The organism is Azonexus sp. (assembly GCF_049652925.1).
Classification (GTDB): domain Bacteria; phylum Pseudomonadota; class Gammaproteobacteria; order Burkholderiales; family Rhodocyclaceae; genus Azonexus.
Genome location: NZ_JBASFI010000017.1, coordinates 85,616 through 102,391, shown reverse-complemented (window position 1 = coordinate 102,391; position 16,776 = coordinate 85,616). Strand labels below are relative to the sequence as shown.

Sequence of the window (16,776 nt, the reverse complement as noted above, 5' to 3'; positions counted from 1 at the left end):
GCGCGATGTTCGCGCGAGAATTGCTTATTGGAACGCATAGAATCCGATAAGTTTGTGATGTTATTTGGGTTTGCCCGGAGGAACAAGCAATGCCGGAATTGCCGGAGGTTGAGGTTTGTCGTCGAGGATTGGCGCCGGAGCTGGAAGGTGTGCTGATCGAGGGCGTGGTTATTCGTGCGCCGAAGCTGCGGCACGAGATTCCGCGGGCCTTGAGCGAACTGTTGCCGGGCTGCCGTATTCTGGCCGTTCGCCGGCGCGGCAAGTACCTGCTGGTCGACTGTCAGCGTGCAGGCGTTGAGGGGAGCCTGATCATTCATCTCGGGATGTCGGGCAATCTGCGTTTCGTGCCGTGCGGCCAAGCACCGGCCAAGCACGATCATTTCGATCTGGTGCTGGCCGGGCAGAGTTTACGCCTGGCTGACCCGCGCCGTTTCGGCGTTGTGCTCTGGCAGCCGGGGCCGCCCGAGGCGGCTGAGCTGCACCCCTTGCTGGCGACACAGGGGATCGAGCCCTTGTCGGACGATTTCACGGTCAACCGGATTTTTTTGTCAATTTCGAAACGCAGCGGGCCGATCAAGCCGGTCCTGATGGACAGTCATCTGGTCGTCGGCATCGGCAATATCTATGCCTCGGAGAGCCTGTTCCGCGCCGGCATTTCACCGTTGCGGGCGGCCAACCGGATCAGCCGGGCGCGCTATGAACTGCTCGTGGCGGCCATTCGCGAAACCCTGTCGGACGCCATCGCGGCTGGCGGCAGCAGCATTCGCGACTACGTGCATAGCGACGGCAGTTCCGGCTGGTTCCAGATCCAGGCTGGCGTCTACGACCGGGCCGGACAGCCCTGCGTACGATGTGGTGGTGTGGTCAGACAAATTCGCCAGGCCGGGCGAAGTACCTACTACTGTGCCGGCTGTCAGCATTAAAATGGTTCTGCAAGTCTATGTATTTATGCTAAATTGAAGTTTCCGATTGCCCCGGGAAGGACGCCGTATGTCGCTCGCCAACCAATTTGCTGCCTATACCGCCTGGCGTTCACGCCTGGCCACCTACATTGCCGAACTTCAGGGCTGGCTGAGCACCAACGAGCTTTCCGATGCCCAAAGCGATCTGCGCCTGACCCAATTGCTCGAGCGACTGCGTGAAGACCGTCTGAACGTGGCCTTTGTCGCCGAGTTCTCGCGCGGCAAGTCGGAGTTGATCAACGCCATTTTCTTTGCCGACTATGGGAACCGGATGCTGCCCTCGTCGGCCGGCCGGACGACCATGTGCCCGACCGAATTGCTGTTCGACGGCAACAAGCTGCCATGCATCGAACTGTTGCCGATCCAGACACGGGCCTCGAATTCCAGCGTCAGCGAATACAAGCGCTTTGCCGACGAGTGGACGAAAATTTCGCTCGATACCGAATCGCCGGAAGCCATGCAGGATGCCCTTCGCCACGTCAGTGAAACGACCCGGGTGACGCCGGAAGAGGCGGGGCGCCTCGGTTTTGAAGTCGGTCAGGGGCAGATCGACCTGTATGTGGTCGGTGAGGACGGGATGGTCGAAGTGCCGCGCTGGCGTCATGCGATGATCAATTTCCCGCATCCGCTGCTCAAGCAGGGGCTGGTCATTCTTGATACGCCGGGCCTCAATGCGATCGGTGCCGAGCCGGAGCTGACCCTCTCGCTGCTGCCCAATGCGCATGCCGTGCTGTTCATTCTGGCGGCCGATACCGGCGTCACGCAATCTGATCTGGCCATCTGGCGCGAGCATATTTGCGGTGGTGGCATGGCCCAGCGTGGCCGCATGGTCGTCCTCAACAAGATCGACGGCCAGTGGGATGAATTGAAATCCACCGAGGAAATCGACGCCGAAATCCAGCGTCAGGCCGACTCCTGCGCGGCCATTCTCGACTTGCCGGTCAGCCAGATTTTCCCCGTTTCGGCACAGAAGGGGCTGGTCGCCAAGATCAACGGTGACCAGGCGCTGCTCGAAAAGAGTCGTCTGCCCCTGCTTGAAGCGGCGCTCTCCGAGGAACTCATCCCGGCCAAGCGCGACATCGTTTGCGAGAGTACCGAAAGCGAGTTCGGCGACGTCAGCCAGCGCGTGCGCAGCCTGCTCGACACCCGCCTGCTTGGCCTGCGCGAGCAACTGACCGAACTGACCGAACTGCGCGGCAAGAACAAGGGCGTTGTCGAATACATGATGGGCAAGGTGCGGGCGGAAAAGGACGAATTCGAGTCCGGCCTGCAGCGTTACTACGCCGTGCGCAGCGTCTTTTCAACGCTGACCAACAACCTGTTCAGCCACCTCGGCCTCGACGTTCTGCGTCAATTGACCCACGAAACGCGGGAAACCATGCTCGACGCGGCTTTTTCCAAGACCTTGTCCGATGCCATGGCCCGTTTCTTTGCCGGTTCACGTGATGCGCTGGCCAAGTCGAACAGCGAAATCAGCGAAATCCTGGCAATGATGGAATCGGTGTACAAAAAATTTGCCATCGAGCACGGCCTCAAACTCGGGTCGCCGACGACTTTCTCGCTGCTGCGCTACGAGAAGGAACTCGATCGTCTGCAAGCGTGGTGCGACGACCATCTCAACACGATGGTCAGCCTGCTCACCCATGACAAGAAGAACATCACGCAGAAGTTCTTCGAGGAGGTGGCCACCCAGGTGCGCCGCGCCTTCGAGCATGCCAACCGCGATGCCGAAGTCTGGCTGCGCGCCATCATGGCACCGATGGAAACCCAGGTTCGCGAGCACCAGATCCAGCTCAAGCGCCGTCTGGAAAGCATCAAGCGCATCCATCAGGCAACTGATACGCTGGAAGACCGGATCATCGAACTCGACGGCGTCGAGAGCAACCTGCTGCAACAGGTCGAGGCGCTGGAAGAAATTGTCGGCCGCGTCCAGGACATGCTGGTGCCGCTCGACACATCCCGGCAATTGGAAGCGGCGTAGGCCTCGGCCGGGGCGATGGTTGACGGTGCTTCCCACGGTCAACCGGAAAAAACGGCCAAATTTGAAAACAAAAAACCCGCGAAATTCGCGGGTTTTTTGTTGGTGCGCTGAAAAACTCAGGCGCGCTTGTTGCCGGTCAGCTTCTCGTACTTGACCCACAGCATGTCCTGGGTTTCGACATGGTTTTCATCCTTGGGGATGCAATCAACCGGGCAGACCTGAACGCACTGCGGTTCGTCGTAGTGGCCGACGCACTCGGTGCACTTGTTCGGGTCGATGACGTAAATTTCCTCGCCCTGGGAGATAGCCTCGTTCGGGCACTCCGGTTCGCACACATCGCAGTTGATGCACTCGTCGGTAATAATCAGAGACATAGCTGTTGTTCCTCTCTCGGTTAAGCTGTGGTTTTCGCCCGCAGGCGCTTTTCGACACAAGGTTGCACAAATTTGCTGACATCGCCACCCAGGCGCGCAATTTCACGCACCATGGTAGCGGAGATAAACATGTATTGCTCGCCCGGGGTAAGAAACACAGTTTCGACCTCCGGATAGACGCTGCGGTTCATTCCTGCCATCTGAAATTCGTATTCGAAGTCGGAGACCGCGCGCAGGCCGCGTACGACGACCTTGGCTTCCTTTTCGTGTACGAAGTTCATGAGCAGCGAGTTGAAGCCGACGATTTCGACATTCTTTAGGTCGCCAAGAATCTCGGAGGCCATCTCCACACGCTCGGCCAGCGGGAAGCGTGGTTGCTTGGACGGGCTTTCGGCGATGGCCAGGATCAGTTTGTCGAAGAGCGTTGAGGCGCGCCGGACGAGATCCTCGTGGCCCCGGGTAATCGGGTCGAAAGTGCCCGGGTAGATCGCTACGCGATGATTGAGTTTGTTCAAGCTGGATTCCCGCCGATGTCTCGCCGCAACAAGTGATAATGGACTTCGCCCGCCCTGCCGTGACGCACTGTACGCCAATCGCCAAGCGATTCGATGTTGGATTCTGCTTCGACGTAGATCACCGTGTCTTCTTTCGATACGCCGGGAAGGAGTGGCTCCAGGCGGGCAATCCAGCCTTTCTTGAAGGGTGGATCGAGGAAGATCAGGTCGAATTTTGCTGTCGTCGAGGACAAATATTGTATCGCATCCGCACGAATGATCTCCATCGCTGCCGGTTTCTGCAGCATTTCGTGGTTTTCACGCAACGCCGCCAGCACTTTCGGCGCCTGCTCGACCATCACGATGCGAGCCGCGCCGCGCGATGCTGCTTCGAAGCCGAGCGCGCCGCTACCGGCGAACAGGTCGAGGCAGTGCAGGCCATCCAGTTCCTGGCCAAGCCAGTTGAACAGCGTTTCGCGGACGCGGTCCGGCGTCGGGCGCAGACCTTCGCTGTCAGGAAACCTGAGGACGCGGCGGCGATAGTCGCCGCCGATGATGCGGACCGAGTTCAAGTTTAATCAGCCGCTACCGTCACCGTAATCAGGTTGTCCGGCCGGACGCGGCGGGCAAACGCCTGGCGGATGTCGTCGGTCGTCACCGCCTGCACCTTGGCCTGATACTGGTCGAGGTAATCGAGCGGCAGGCCGTAGAAACCGATGTTGGCGACGTTTTCAAGAATCTTCTTGTTGCTGTCCAGGCGCAGCGGGAAGCTGCCGGTCAGATTGGCCTTGGCCGCCGCCAGTTCATCCTCGCTCGGACCATCCTTGAGGAAGCCGGTAAGCACTTCACGCGTCACCTTGAGCGCATCCTTGGCTTGCGAGCGCTTCGTCTGCAGACCGATCTGGAAGGGGCCGGTCTGCTTGAGCGGGGCGAAATAACTATAGACGCTGTAGGCGTAGCCGCGTTTGTCGCGAACTTCCTTCATGAGCCGCGAGACGAAGCCGCCGCCGCCCAGCGTGTAGTTGCCGACGAGCAACGGGAAGAAATCCGGATTGCCCCGTTCGATGGCCGGCAGGCCGATATAGACGTGCGCCTGGCTGGCCGGGTGGGGTAGATTGGTATGGCTCCATTTCGGCAACTCGGGCGCCTCCGGCAGCGTCGCCGCCTTGCCTTTGGGCAGTTCGGCGGCGATGGCTTCGGCAATCTTCTCGGCGTCGGCACGCGAGAGGTCGCCGACTAGTGTGATGCTGGCGTTGGCGGCGTTGTAGTAGCGGGCGTGGAAGGCAGCAAGATCGTCGCGGTTGAGTGCGGCAACGCTTTCCGGCGTGGCCTGGCGGCCGTACGGGTGGTTCGGGTACATGGTGGCCCAGAAGGCCTTGCCGGCTATGCTGTCGGGGCGGGTCATCGCTTCTTTGAGGCCGGCGATGGTGCGCGCCTTTTCGCGGTCGAAAATGGCGGCGTCGAAGCGCGGGGCGTGCAGCACGGCCTTCAGGATGGTCAGCGCCGGCTCCAGCTTGTCCTTGGCCGACAGGGTGCGCAGCGAGACGTTGGCGCGGTCGGTGTCGGCACCGCCGCCGAGGCTGGCACCGATGTCGGCCATTTGTTCGGCGATGGCCGTTTCATCGAACTTGCCGGCGCCAAGATCGAGGGCGCCACGAGTCAGCGCGGCAAGGCCGGATTTCCCGGCGGGGTCGAACATCGAACCGGCGGCGAAATCGACCTGCACGTCGAGCATCGGCAAGACGCGGCTTTCGACGAAATAGACGCGGGCGCCGGAGGGCGAGACCCAGTGCTCGATCTTGACGCCGGCCAGGGCGACTTGCGAGATGAGCAGGGCGATTGCTACGGTCAACAGTCTTTTCATGCCAAAAACTCCAATAATTTCGGTTGCCAGGCGAGCAGCAGGGCGAGGCCGGCGACCAGCGCTGTCGCGCCAAGGCCCAAGACAAGGTAGCGAACGAGGCGGCGGTTGGCATCAATCTGGGCGACCAACAGGGCGTTCTGTTCGCTCAGCGCCTGAATCAATTCGCCGGAGGCCAGTATCTGGGTGCGCAATTTGCGCTGGACGGTTTCCAGTGAAGCCAGTCGCGTCGCAAAATCGGCGTCGGGGGCCACAACGGGGTCGGCATCGACGACGGACCCATCGCTGTTCTTGCGGCCCATGCCCTTCCACAGCTTTTTCGCCCCATCGGCGATGATCGGCGCCTTGCCGAGCACGTCGCTCCACGGCACATTGCTCAGGATGGTCATCCACGGTAAAGCCATGATGTCCCCCGCTCAGTGGCGAGTGGCAACGGCCGGACGGCGCGGCTTGCCGTCGAGCGGTTGCGGGTCGAGAACGCCGATGGTCAGCGCGTCATCGTTGAAATACTTTTTGGCCACCGCCTGAATGTCGGCGGCAGTTACCGTCTGCAGCTTGTCGAGCATGCGGTCGAGCTTCTGGTAGGGCAGGCCGACGGCTTCGATCTGACCGATTTCCATGGCCTGACCGAACATCGAGTCGAGCTTGTAGACCTGTCCGGCGATCAACTGTGCCTTGGCCCGCTTGAGTTCCTGCTCGCTCACACCGTCCTTTTGAACGCGAGCGATTTCGGCACGCAGGGCGGCTTCGAGATCGCTGACCGTCTTGCCTTCGGAGGGCGTGCCGTGCAGGTAAATCATGCCGGGGCCGCGCGCCGTGGCGTCGTAATCGATACCGGCCGACAGTGCAACCTTGTCCTCGCGGACCAGCTTCTTGTTGAAGCGGGCGGCGTCGTGGCCATCGAGAATCGAAGCTAGCATTTCCAGGGCGTAAGGATCGACGTCCTTGTCGATGTCGCGCAGGATCGGTGCCTTGTAGCCCATGATCAGCACCGGCAGTTCGGCCGGCGCCTTGACGGTGACCTTGCGCGTCCCTTCCTGGGCTGGTTCTACCTGTTGCCGGCGAACCGGCAGGGGGCGGCCTTCGAGCGGCGCGTAGTATTTCTCGGCCAGGGCGAAGACTTCCTTGTGATCGACGTCGCCGGTGATGATGACGTAGGCGTTGTTCGGCACGTACCAGGTGTCGTACCAGGCCTTGGCATCGGCCGCCGTCATCGTTTCGAGGTCATTCATCCAGCCGATGATCGGCCGGCGATAGGGGTGCGCTTGAAAGGCGACGGCGTTCATCTGCTCGAACAGCTTGGACTGCGGATTGTCGTCGGTGCGCATGCGACGCTCTTCCATGACAACCTTGATTTCCTGTTCGAATTCCTTGGCGTCCACGTTGAGGTGGCGCATGCGGTCGGCTTCGAGCTGCATCATGTCGGGCAGCTTTTCCTTCGGCACCTGCTGGAAGTAGGCCGTGTAGTCGCGGCTCGTGAAGGCATTGTCACGCCCGCCGGCGGCGGCGACGCGTTTGTTGAATTCGCCGGGACCAACGCTCGGCGTGCCCTTGAACATCATGTGTTCGAGCACGTGGGCGACGCCCGAGGCGCCATCGACCTCGTCGGTGCTGCCGATGCGGTACCAGACCATCTGGACCGCGGTTGGCGCCCGGTGGTCTTCCTTGACGATGACGCGCAGGCCATTCTTGAGCGTGGTTTCGTAGGGGTTGGCGAAAGCTGCGGTGGACAACCCGGCAGCAAGCAAAACGGAGAGCAGGTATTTGAGGCGCATGGGGGGGCTGGGCTTTCTGCTAGAATTCGCGGCTGATTTTGCATCGAATCGGACGGCATCTTAACGGCTTGCCGCCCGCCTGTCAGCAAGGCTTGAGACCACCAACCCCATGTTCAGTTTCCTGAAAAAATCCGGCGCCGACGGTAAAGCCGAAACCAAGGCCGACGTCCCGGCCGAAGCCGCTGCCCCTTCGTGGCGCGAGCGCCTGTTCAAGGGTCTGGCCAAGACCCGCGCCCAGTGGGGCGGCAAACTCAAAACCATTTTTTCGCGCGGCAAGGTCGACGACGAACTGCTAGAAGAACTCGAAACCCTGTTGCTGACCAGCGATTGCGGCATCGAGGCAACCACCCACCTGCTCGACGAACTCAAGAAGGCCGCCAAGCGCGACAAGCTCGATACGCCGGACGCCATCCAGAAGGCACTGCACGACGCCCTGCTCGAAACCTTGCTGCCGCTCGAAAAGCCGCTCGACGTTTCGACGCACAAGCCCTTCGTGATCATGATTGCCGGCGTCAACGGTGCCGGCAAGACGACTTCGATCGGCAAGCTGGCCAAGTATTTCCAGCTGCAGGGCAAAAGCGTGTTGCTCGCCGCCGGCGACACTTTCCGTGCGGCAGCCCGCGAACAGCTCGAAACCTGGGGCGAGCGCAACAACGTGACGGTCATCGCCCAGGACAAGGGCGACCCGGCCGCCGTGGTCTTCGACGCCATTTCGGCCGCCAAGGCGCGCGGCATCGACATCGTGCTGGCCGATACGGCTGGCCGCCTGCCGACCCAGTTGCACCTCATGGAAGAAATCGCCAAGGTCAGGCGAGTCATCCAGAAGATCGACCCGGAAGGCCCGCATGAAACCCTGCTCGTGCTTGATGCCAACATCGGCCAGAACGCGCTGCAGCAGGTCAAGGCTTTCGACAAGGCGATCAACGTCACCGGTCTGGTCCTGACCAAGCTCGATGGTACGGCCAAGGGCGGCGTCGTTACGGCCATCGCCCGGCAATGCCCTAAGCCGATCCGCTTCATCGGTGTCGGCGAGCAGATCGACGACCTGCGCCCGTTCCTGGCCCGTGATTTTGTGGACGCCATGTTTGAGCAATGATCGAAGCCAGTAATCTGACCAAACGCTATCCGGGCGGCTTCGAGGCCGTCAAGGATGCGAGTTTTTCGATCGAGGCCGGGCAGATGGTGCTCATCACCGGGCATTCCGGCGCCGGCAAGACGACGCTGGTCAAGCTCATTTCGACCATCGAGCGGCCGACTTCCGGCAGCCTTGTGGTCAATGGTCAGAACCTCTCGGCCCTTGGGCGCAGCGCCATTCCGCATGTGCGCCGGCATTTTGGCCTGGTTTTCCAGGATCAGAAGCTGCTGTTCGACCGCAATGCGCTGGAAAACGTGTTGCTGCCCTTGCATATTGCCGGCATGCCGCGCCGCGAGGCGATCCGCCGGGCTCAGGCGGCGCTCGACAAGGTCGGGCTGCTGGCCCGTGAGAAGGCCAATCCCATTGCTCTGTCGGGCGGCGAGCAGCAACGTCTGGCCATCGCCCGCGCCGTCGTCAACCGACCGACCATCCTGATCGCCGACGAGCCGACCGGCAACCTCGATACTGATTCCGGCATGGCCATCCTCGACATCTTTGCCGACTTTCATCGCGTCGGTGTGACTGTCGTCGTTGCAACGCACGATCAGAGCTGGATCGAGCGTTACCACCCGAATGTCCTGCGTCTGGCGCACGGGAGGGTGGTCGCATGAAGTCCTGGCTTATCCACCACCGTGCCGCCTTGGCTGCCGCCTTCCGCCGGCTGTGGGCGACGCCGCTCAATACGCTGCTCTCGCTTCTCGTTATTGGTATCGCGCTGACCCTGCCGGCCTTCGGCTACGTGGCCCTCGATAATCTGCGCGATCTCGGCCGCAATGCCTCCGGCGTGCAACAGATCAGCCTGTTCATGAGCCTTGAGGCGAGCAAGAAGGATGTTGGCGAGATCGAAAGTCGCCTGCGTCAGGCGCCCAATGGCAAATGGAAATTCGTGCCGAAAGAGGACGCGTTGAAGCGCATGCAGAGCAGCGAAGGCATGGCCGAAATCGTCGCCAGCCTGCCACGCAACCCGCTGCCCGATGCCTTCATCATCGAACCGGCCAATACCGATCCGGAAGCGCTGGAAATTCTGCGCAGGGAAATTTCGGGCTGGCCGAAGGTTGCCCATGTTCAACTCGATTCGGCCTGGATCAAGCGTTTCGACGCCTTCCTGCGTCTCGGCAAGCTGGCGCTGTGGATGCTGGCCGGGCTGTTTGGTGCCGGGCTGGTGGCAGTGACCTTCAATACTATCCGCCTGCAGGTTATGGCCCAGTCGGCCGAGATCGAGGTGGCGCGCATGATCGGCGCGACGGACGGCTTCATCCGCCGGCCTTTCTATTATTTTGGCGCCTTGCAGGGCGCCCTTGGCGGTCTGCTGGCGGCTGCGCTGGTGCTGGCTGCGTTGCGCCTGCTGGGCGGGCCGGTCGGTGAACTGGCGGCGCTTTATGGCGGCAATTTCAGCCTGCGCCCGCCGGGTATTGTCGAAACGCTCGGGTTGGCAGGTCTCGGTGCCTTCCTTGGCTGGCTCGGCGCCCAGTTGTCGGTCAGCCTGTCGCTGCGAAAGCTTGACTAGCCGGCGAGAGTTTTTGTGTACGGTGGGGGCGGCTGCCCTCGCCGGTTGCGCCCCATCCGGAAACCCCCCGTTGCCGCCCAGCGAACTGCTTGGCATGAATCACGCGCTCGGCCACCGCTTGCGCGACGGCAGTTTTCCCGAGCCTTCCGAAACACGAAAAACCGGTGTGCTGATTGTCGGGGGCGGCATCTCCGGGCTTTCTGCGGCGTGGAAGCTGACGAAGGCTGCGGTCGACGACTTTCTCGTGCTGGAAATGGAAAGCGAGGCCGGCGGCAATTCGCGGGCCGGTCAGTCGCCGCTCGTTGCCTACCCGTGGGGCGCGCATTATTTGCCCTTGCCGAGCCGCGAATCCGTGCATGTGCGCGAATTGCTGGCCGAGCTCGGCGTATTGCAGGGCGATCAGACGGCGCTCAAGCCGACCTACGACGAGCGCTATCTGTGCGCGACGCCGCAGGAGCGGGTCTATCGCAACGGCCTGTGGGACGAGGGTTTGCTGCCGCAACGTGGCATCGATGCGGCCGAGCTGGCTCAGCAAAAGCGCTTTCATGATCGAATGGATGAACTCAAGCGTGCCAAGGGCCGCGACGGCCGCCGACTGTTTTCCATCCCGATGGCGCTGTCGAGTCGCGATCCTGAATGGCTCGCCCTCGACCGGATTTCCTTTGCCCAGTGGCTGACTGACAACGGTTTCACGGCACCGACCGTGCGCTGGCTGGCCAACTACGCTTGCCGAGACGATTACGGAACGGCCTACGATCAAGTTTCGGCCTGGGCCGGGCTGCACTATTTCGCCTGCCGCAATGGCGAAGCGGCCAATGCGGCGGGCGACACGGTGCTAACTGCCCCCGAAGGCAATGCCTGGCTGGCTCGCGGGCTGGCCAAAAAGGCCGGTGATCGCGTGTTGACCGGGGCGCTGGTCTGGCGCATAGCGGAAGGAAAATCGGGTGTTACGGTCGACGTGCTTTTTGGGGCAAAAACCGTCCGCTTCGAAGCCCGGCAACTGATCTGGGCGGCGCCTGCCTTCGTTCTGCCACGTGTCTGGCCGGCAATGCCCGGCGAGCTGAAGGCCGCCGCGCTGGCCGGTGACTACGCGCCGTGGCTGACGGCCAATCTGCATCTCTCCGATTTGCCGGAAGAGCGACACGGCGCGCCGGCCGCGTGGGACAACGTGTTCTACGACAGCCCCGGCCTCGGCTACGTCAGCGCCACGCATCAACTGATCCGGCGTCATTTGAGCGGCACGGTGTTCACCTATTACCGTGCGCTGCACGACGTGGCGCCGGCCGAGGGGCGCCGGCTGCTCATGGAAACGCCGCGTGCGGCCTGGGCCGAAGGCATCCTGGCCGAGCTTGAACGCGTCCATCCTGACATCCGCAAGCTGACAACGCGCCTCGATATCTTCCGCAATGGTCACGCCATGCGCCGCCCGGTGCCGGGCAGCCTCTTCGACGGTCAACGGGGAAAAATGGCCAATTTTGAAAGCCGCCGCATTACCTTGGCGCACGCTGACCTGTCCGGATTTTCCTTGTTCGAGGAGGCGCAGTATCGCGGCGTGCTGGCGGCTGAGCGTGTGCTCCGACGTCAGGTCGCCAGGTAATGCAGCAGTAGCATCTTGAGGTCGTCAGGCTCGACCGGCTTGACGATGAAATCGTTCATGCCCGCCTCGATGCAGCGCTGGCGATCCTCGGCAAAGGCGTTGGCGGTCATGGCGATGATCGGCAGCAGGGTGTGTTGTGGCAGGGCGCGGATTCGGCGAGTGGCTTCCAGTCCGTCCATTTCCGGCATCTGCATGTCCATCAGGATCAGGTCGTAGTTACGGGTTTCCAGCAACGCGAGCGCTTCTCGGCCGTTTTCCGCCGTGTCGGCCGTGGTGCCGAATTCCTTTATCAACTCCAGGGCAATTTCGCGGTTGATCGGCTCGTCCTCGACGATCAGCAGATGGCGGCCGGCCAGTGTTTCCTGGACCGCCTGCAGGGGAAGGCCGGCGTGGGTCGAGGTGAGGGCATCAATCCCCTCGTAGCCGGGTTTTAGGCGAGCGGTGAACCAGAAACGAGAGCCGCCGCCGGACTGGCTGCTGACGCCGACATCGCCGCCCATCAGTTGGGCGAGGCGCCGGGTGATGGCCAGGCCGAGACCAGTACCGCCGAATTTTCGGGTGGTCGACGCGTCGGCCTGCTCGAAAATACCGAACAGCCGGGGGATCGATTCCTTGGCGATGCCGATTCCGGTGTCTTCGACGTCGAAACGCAGCAGGATGTCGCCCGCTGTTTCGGCGACGCGTCGCGCCCTGATGGTGACGCGGCCGTGCTCGGTAAATTTGATGGCATTGGCCGTGTAATTGATCAGGCACTGCATGATGCGGGTCGGGTCGCCGATCATGGTCCGCGTGAAGTCATCGGACTCGGTTTGCAGGACCAGGCCGTTTTCGCGGGCGCGCTCGCCGAGCACGGATACGACACGCTTGAGGATGCTTCCGATGTCGACCTTGGTTTCATCAAGCTGCAGTTTGCCGGCCTCGATCTTGGAAATGTCGAGAACGTCGTTGATGACCGCGAGCAAATGCTGTGATGCCCCGTCGATCTTGTCCAGGCGGTCGATCTGGATCGGCGTTGGATTGTCACGACGCAGCAGGTGAACCATGCCGAGCACGGCATTGAGCGGCGTCCGGATTTCATGGCTCATGTTGGCCAGGAAAGCGCTCTTCGAGCGGCTGGCCGCCTCGGCAGCCTGACGCGCAATATCGAGTTGGGCGGTGCGCTGCCTGACCTCGGCTTCGAGGTTTTCGCGGTGCTTCTCCAGCTCCTGCGCATTGCGCTGGATTTCGCTGATGTCGGAGAACGAGACGACCGTCCCGCTGATCTGGCCATCGCGTAGCGTTGGTGTGATGGTCAGGCGAACCGGGAACATGTCGCCATTCTTGCGCCAGAAAACGTCATCCATCCGGCGTGTCTTGCCATCGCGTGCCGTCAGCCGGAGCGGGCATTCAGCCAGCGGGTAGATCGAGCCGTCAGCATGATGATGGTGGAAAAGGCTGTGGGAGCTTCTGCCCAATAGCTCCCCTTCGTTGAAACCGAGCAGGGCCAGGCCGGCCGGATTGATGAAGGAGCAGACACCATCGAGATCGGTGCCGAAGATGCCCTCGCCCAGCGTTTCAAGAATCATGCGTTGCCGGGCCTCGCTCTCCATCAGGGCCTGCTCGGCGCTGGCCAGTTCCCTCAGATCGACGTCGAGGCAGAACATCATCGGGCCGAGGTCGGCCGTATCGACGACGGTGTGGCTCGAATAGACCTCCACCGGGTGACCGTCCTTGTGGCGCAGAGTTAGGCGCCCGGCCGGGATGCCGGTCTTGTTGGCGAACATCCATTGCACTGCGCCGCGTACGCCTTCATGCATGGCACTAGGGATGATCAGCTCAAGCAGTGATTTTCCAATCGCTTCCTGAGCGCTGTATCCGTACAGCGACTGCGACGCATGGTTCCAGTAGGCCACTGTGCCATCGGCCAGGTAGCCCTGGATGGAAAGGGCATCGACATTCTCGAAAATGGCGCGAAATCGTGCTTCGGTCGCTGACAGCTCGGACATTGCCAAGGCTGCCCGGGCGCGCTCGGTCCTGAGTCGCCGGTTGGAGCGGGACAGCGTGAAAACAAACAGAATCAGGCCGCCAGCGATGGACAGGCCAACGATCCCAATAGCCAGGCCGTATTGTTTGACGATGTCGTTGAAGGTGACGCTGGGCCCTGCCTCAAACGGCGGCTGGCGCAAACTCCGCAACAGTTCTTCGACCGGACGATAGTCCCCGGGAATGGCGAAACCCTGAATTTCAGCGGCGCGGGCAACGTCGCCGCCATGCGGCAAGGTGAGGATGTCGGCAGCGAACTTGCGGGCGAAATCCTGATCAGCCCACGGCATTGCGGCCAGCGCCCACTGCGGATAGAGGCGAGTCGAATGGGCCAGCGGAAAATCATCGTCCCGGGCATTGATGACCCGCAGGCGACCGATGTCGAGCTTGTGTTCCCTGGTCATGGCTTCGATCAGGCCGGTGCGGACAAAGGCGGCATCAACCTGACCCTCAAGCAGTTGCTGGATGGCCTTGTCCTGCGGCTGCCCGGTTTCGATGATCGTGGCCTCGGTGGCCAGGTCGATGCCGCGCAGCATCAACTCGTAGGCTTGGGCCTGATAGCTGCCGAGAGAGCCGGTGCTGCTCGTGGCGATGCGCTTTCCGGCGAGGTCGGCGAGGTTCTGGATGTTTCTTTCGTCGTGACGGGTCAGGACGACGCCGCCGAGCCCGGAAACAGGTTTGCCGCCTTGCGTTTCAATGAGCGTGGCGAGCGGTGAGAACAAGCCTTCGCGCTGGGTCAGCATGATGTAGTGCCCGGGCTGGGTGAGGACGAAATCAACCCGTTTGTCGCGGATCGCGGATTCGAGCTCCGGGTAGGTCAGGGCAAGGAGTTCCAGTGGTCTCGCTGGATTGGCCCTGTTGAGATAGTTAATCAGCGGTTGCCAGCGCGCATCGGTCTCGGCTTTGGGGCGGGCGGCGAGGATGGCGAATCTGGCAGCTTTTTTCGTGTTGACCGTGGCACTGGCTGTTCCGTTCTGGGGCGGTGCCGGTGGCTGTTCGTCGGCACTGGCGGCCGACAGCCCGAACAGCAGGCACAGCGCAGCCATGGCCTTGAGGAGCCGATGGCTGACCTGGGCATGGCAGTTATCGCGCACACGAACTCCATACGGAATTGTCACTTCATGGCGCGTTGATATCGACGCCTGAAGACATGCAGAACATTTTATTCCGAATGGAAAATCCGGGTACTCCTATCTAACGGTAGAGAAGAAATTTCCGGCTTTCTTCCGTCCATGCCGCTTCGTTGGGGCAGGTCAGGCGGTCGAGATCGTCGGCCAGTGTGGCCGGGTCATCGACCCATTCGCGCAGCAGTGGCGAGCCGTTGATGAGATCGATGGCCAGCCGGTCGTGTTCGTACTCGTAGGCAAAGTCGCGCCACAGCGGGTAGTCCGGGTAAAGGCGGCGGATGGCCTTGAAGGCGAGGGCCTGGATGCGCCAGGGTTTGAAGGCGGCGTGGTCGTAGTACGGGCCTTCGCAATGGATCTGGATGCCGTGATTGAGCTTCCCGGCGTGCTTGTGGAAAGTCGGCTCGAACCAGCATTCGCGCAGCTTGCAGCCGGCCAGCCAGTGCGGGGCGAAGGCTTGCATTTCGGCCAGCGCGGCGCGGGCGTCGATGTCCGGCGCGCCGAACAGTTCGAGCGGGCGGGTTGTGCCACGTCCTTCGCTCAAGGTGGCACCCTCGAGCATGACGGTGCCGGCGTAGGCACGGGCCATCCACAGGTTGGGGGCGTTGGGGCTGGGGTTGATCCAGGTCCGTTCGCCGAGTGGCCAGCCGTAGCCGGGGGCGGCGTCGGGTTGCCAGCCATGCATTTCGATGACGCGATAATCGACGTCGAGCTTGAGCGTGGCGATGAACCAGTGGCCGAGTTCGCCCATGGTCAGGCCGTGGCGCATCGGCATCGGGCCGGCGCCGACGAAGCTTTCCCAGCCTTGGCGCAGGGTCAGGCCTTCGACCGGGCGGCCAGCCGGGTTGGGGCGGTCGAGCACCCAGACCGTTTTGCCATGTTTGGCGGCAGCTTCCAGCACGTAGCGTAGCGTCGTGATGAAGGTGTAGATGCGGCAGCCGAGGTCCTGCAGATCGACGAGCAGGACGTCGAAAGTGTCCATCATGGCGTCGGTCGGCCGGCGCACTTCGCCGTACAGGCTGAAAATCGGGATGCCGAGCTGCGGGTCGAGGAAGTCGGGTGACTCGACCATGTTGTCCTGCTTGTCGCCGCGCAGGCCGTGCTGCGGGCCGAAGGCGGCGCTCAGTTTGATATCGGGCAGGGCGGCCAGGGCGTCGAGCGAGTGCCTCAGGTCGGCGGTGACCGAGGCCGGGTGGGCGAGCAGGGCGATGCGTCGGCCGGCCAGCGGGCGGCGCAGGGCGGGGTCGGCGATCAGGCGGTCGATGCCGAAGAGGACGGTCTGGGTCATGGCGTGTTTCGCTTCAGGGTCAAGGCAAAGCTCTGACGGACGTGGAAATCGGGCTGGGCGGCGCAATGCGCCAGTGCCCAGTAGCTTTTGCTGCCGTCGGCAGCTTCGATGATGGCGGTGAGGCCGAGTTGCAGCGCCTTGCCGGGCGGCAGCAGGGCGGAGGGGATCATGGCGCGCAGTTCGAAACCATCGGTCAGCGGGGTGAAACTGAGTTGCGGCTTGGCCTTGGGGGCGAAGGCTTCGTCGCGTTCCCGGTAGCCGGTGAAACGATAGGCCGCCCACTGGCCGGAGGGCGAGAAATTGAATTCGCGATAGCAGACGCCGTCTTCCATCACGAAGGCTTCGCAGCAGGTGTGCTGCCACAGGCAGTCGGCCGGGCCGGCTGGTTGTAGCGCCGGAAGGCGGATGCCGGTGATCGGACAAGTGATGCGATAGCCCAGGATCAGTCCGCAATCGTCTGTTGTCGTGGCGGCGACTTCAATGCCGCACGACAGCGCGCAGGCGGCGGCCGGGTGGCTGAGCAGGAGGGCAGTTTTCGGGGCAGACAAGGCGGGAGCGAGAGGCAAAATGGTCGGCAGGCCGTACTTTAACTGCTTGTTTCAGACGATGTTACGGTCAACCGGAAAAAACGGCCAAAATCAAGGCGCACCCTTGGT

The 16,776-nt window shown here is 62.2% G+C and carries 15 protein-coding genes; 6 read left to right on the top strand and 9 right to left on the bottom strand.

Features of this window, described 5'->3' with window-relative positions:
• The first annotated feature begins 89 nt into the window (after window positions 1-89).
• A complete protein-coding gene (mutM, locus tag WBK19_RS08795; RefSeq protein WP_511288866.1) occupies window positions 90-923 on the top strand; it encodes a bifunctional DNA-formamidopyrimidine glycosylase/DNA-(apurinic or apyrimidinic site) lyase in 834 nt (277 codons plus the stop codon).
• 67 nt (window positions 924-990) lie between these two features.
• The gene (locus WBK19_RS08790) at window positions 991-2,943 is read left to right on the top strand and encodes a dynamin family protein (protein ID WP_511288864.1); all 1,953 of its coding nucleotides are present in this window, start codon (window positions 991-993) and stop codon (window positions 2,941-2,943) included.
• Between the two features lie 116 nt (window positions 2,944-3,059).
• Here the strand turns inward: WBK19_RS08790 and WBK19_RS08785 are convergent, their stop codons facing one another.
• Genes WBK19_RS08785 through WBK19_RS08760 form a run of 6 tightly spaced genes read right to left on the bottom strand, consistent with a single transcriptional unit; the run spans window position 3,060 to window position 7,447 of the window.
• Window positions 3,060-3,317 carry a YfhL family 4Fe-4S dicluster ferredoxin gene (locus WBK19_RS08785; RefSeq protein WP_226402276.1) on the bottom strand — a complete coding sequence of 86 codons (258 nt, stop codon included), beginning with the start codon at window positions 3,315-3,317 and terminating at the stop codon, window positions 3,060-3,062.
• A gap of 20 nt (window positions 3,318-3,337) precedes the next feature.
• Window positions 3,338-3,832 carry a pantetheine-phosphate adenylyltransferase gene (gene coaD, locus WBK19_RS08780; protein WP_494646899.1) on the bottom strand — a complete coding sequence of 165 codons (495 nt, stop codon included), beginning with the start codon at window positions 3,830-3,832 and terminating at the stop codon, window positions 3,338-3,340.
• Window positions 3,829-4,383, bottom strand: coding sequence for a 16S rRNA (guanine(966)-N(2))-methyltransferase RsmD (rsmD, locus tag WBK19_RS08775; RefSeq protein WP_511288862.1), 555 nt, complete (start codon window positions 4,381-4,383; stop codon window positions 3,829-3,831). The genes coaD and rsmD overlap by 4 nt, the downstream gene beginning before the upstream one ends.
• A gap of 2 nt (window positions 4,384-4,385) precedes the next feature.
• Entirely contained in the window at window positions 4,386-5,675 is a 1,290-nt protein-coding gene (locus WBK19_RS08770; RefSeq protein WP_511288860.1) for a M16 family metallopeptidase, read from the bottom strand.
• Window positions 5,672-6,076: a hypothetical protein gene (locus WBK19_RS08765; RefSeq protein ID WP_511288858.1), complete on the bottom strand. Its 405-nt coding sequence runs from the start codon at window positions 6,074-6,076 to the stop codon at window positions 5,672-5,674. The genes WBK19_RS08770 and WBK19_RS08765 overlap by 4 nt, the downstream gene beginning before the upstream one ends.
• Before the next feature lie 12 nt (window positions 6,077-6,088).
• On the bottom strand, window positions 6,089-7,447 hold the full coding sequence (locus tag WBK19_RS08760; protein WP_511288856.1) for a M16 family metallopeptidase: 1,359 nt from the start codon (window positions 7,445-7,447) through the stop codon (window positions 6,089-6,091).
• A 109-nt stretch (window positions 7,448-7,556) separates the two neighbouring features.
• Between WBK19_RS08760 and ftsY the strand changes: the two genes are divergently transcribed.
• The 4 genes from ftsY (at window position 7,557) to WBK19_RS08740 (ending at window position 11,686) form a co-directional block, all read left to right on the top strand.
• Window positions 7,557-8,543, top strand: coding sequence for a signal recognition particle-docking protein FtsY (ftsY, locus tag WBK19_RS08755; protein ID WP_511288854.1), 987 nt, complete (start codon window positions 7,557-7,559; stop codon window positions 8,541-8,543).
• The gene (locus WBK19_RS08750; RefSeq protein WP_511288852.1) at window positions 8,540-9,193 is read left to right on the top strand and encodes a cell division ATP-binding protein FtsE; all 654 of its coding nucleotides are present in this window, start codon (window positions 8,540-8,542) and stop codon (window positions 9,191-9,193) included. The genes ftsY and WBK19_RS08750 overlap by 4 nt, the downstream gene beginning before the upstream one ends.
• Window positions 9,190-10,089 carry a permease-like cell division protein FtsX gene (gene ftsX / locus WBK19_RS08745; protein ID WP_511288850.1) on the top strand — a complete coding sequence of 300 codons (900 nt, stop codon included), beginning with the start codon at window positions 9,190-9,192 and terminating at the stop codon, window positions 10,087-10,089. Before WBK19_RS08750 ends, ftsX begins: the two co-directional genes overlap by 4 nt.
• A gap of 70 nt (window positions 10,090-10,159) precedes the next feature.
• Window positions 10,160-11,686: an FAD-dependent oxidoreductase gene (locus WBK19_RS08740; RefSeq protein ID WP_511288848.1), complete on the top strand. Its 1,527-nt coding sequence runs from the start codon at window positions 10,160-10,162 to the stop codon at window positions 11,684-11,686.
• Here WBK19_RS08740 and WBK19_RS08735 read toward each other — a convergent pair.
• The 3 genes from WBK19_RS08735 to WBK19_RS08725 all read right to left on the bottom strand — a co-directional run bounded on the left by WBK19_RS08735 (window position 11,671) and on the right by WBK19_RS08725 (window position 16,668).
• Window positions 11,671-14,802 carry a PhnD/SsuA/transferrin family substrate-binding protein gene (locus WBK19_RS08735; protein WP_511288847.1) on the bottom strand — a complete coding sequence of 1,044 codons (3,132 nt, stop codon included), beginning with the start codon at window positions 14,800-14,802 and terminating at the stop codon, window positions 11,671-11,673. The genes WBK19_RS08740 and WBK19_RS08735 overlap by 16 nt on opposite strands.
• Window positions 14,803-14,902: 100 nt before the next feature.
• Window positions 14,903-16,120 carry an exo-beta-N-acetylmuramidase NamZ family protein gene (locus WBK19_RS08730; protein WP_511288845.1) on the bottom strand — a complete coding sequence of 406 codons (1,218 nt, stop codon included), beginning with the start codon at window positions 16,118-16,120 and terminating at the stop codon, window positions 14,903-14,905.
• The gene (locus tag WBK19_RS08725; RefSeq protein WP_511288843.1) at window positions 16,117-16,668 is read right to left on the bottom strand and encodes a DOMON-like domain-containing protein; all 552 of its coding nucleotides are present in this window, start codon (window positions 16,666-16,668) and stop codon (window positions 16,117-16,119) included. Before WBK19_RS08725 ends, WBK19_RS08730 begins: the two co-directional genes overlap by 4 nt.
• Window positions 16,669-16,776: the final 108 nt, after the last annotated feature.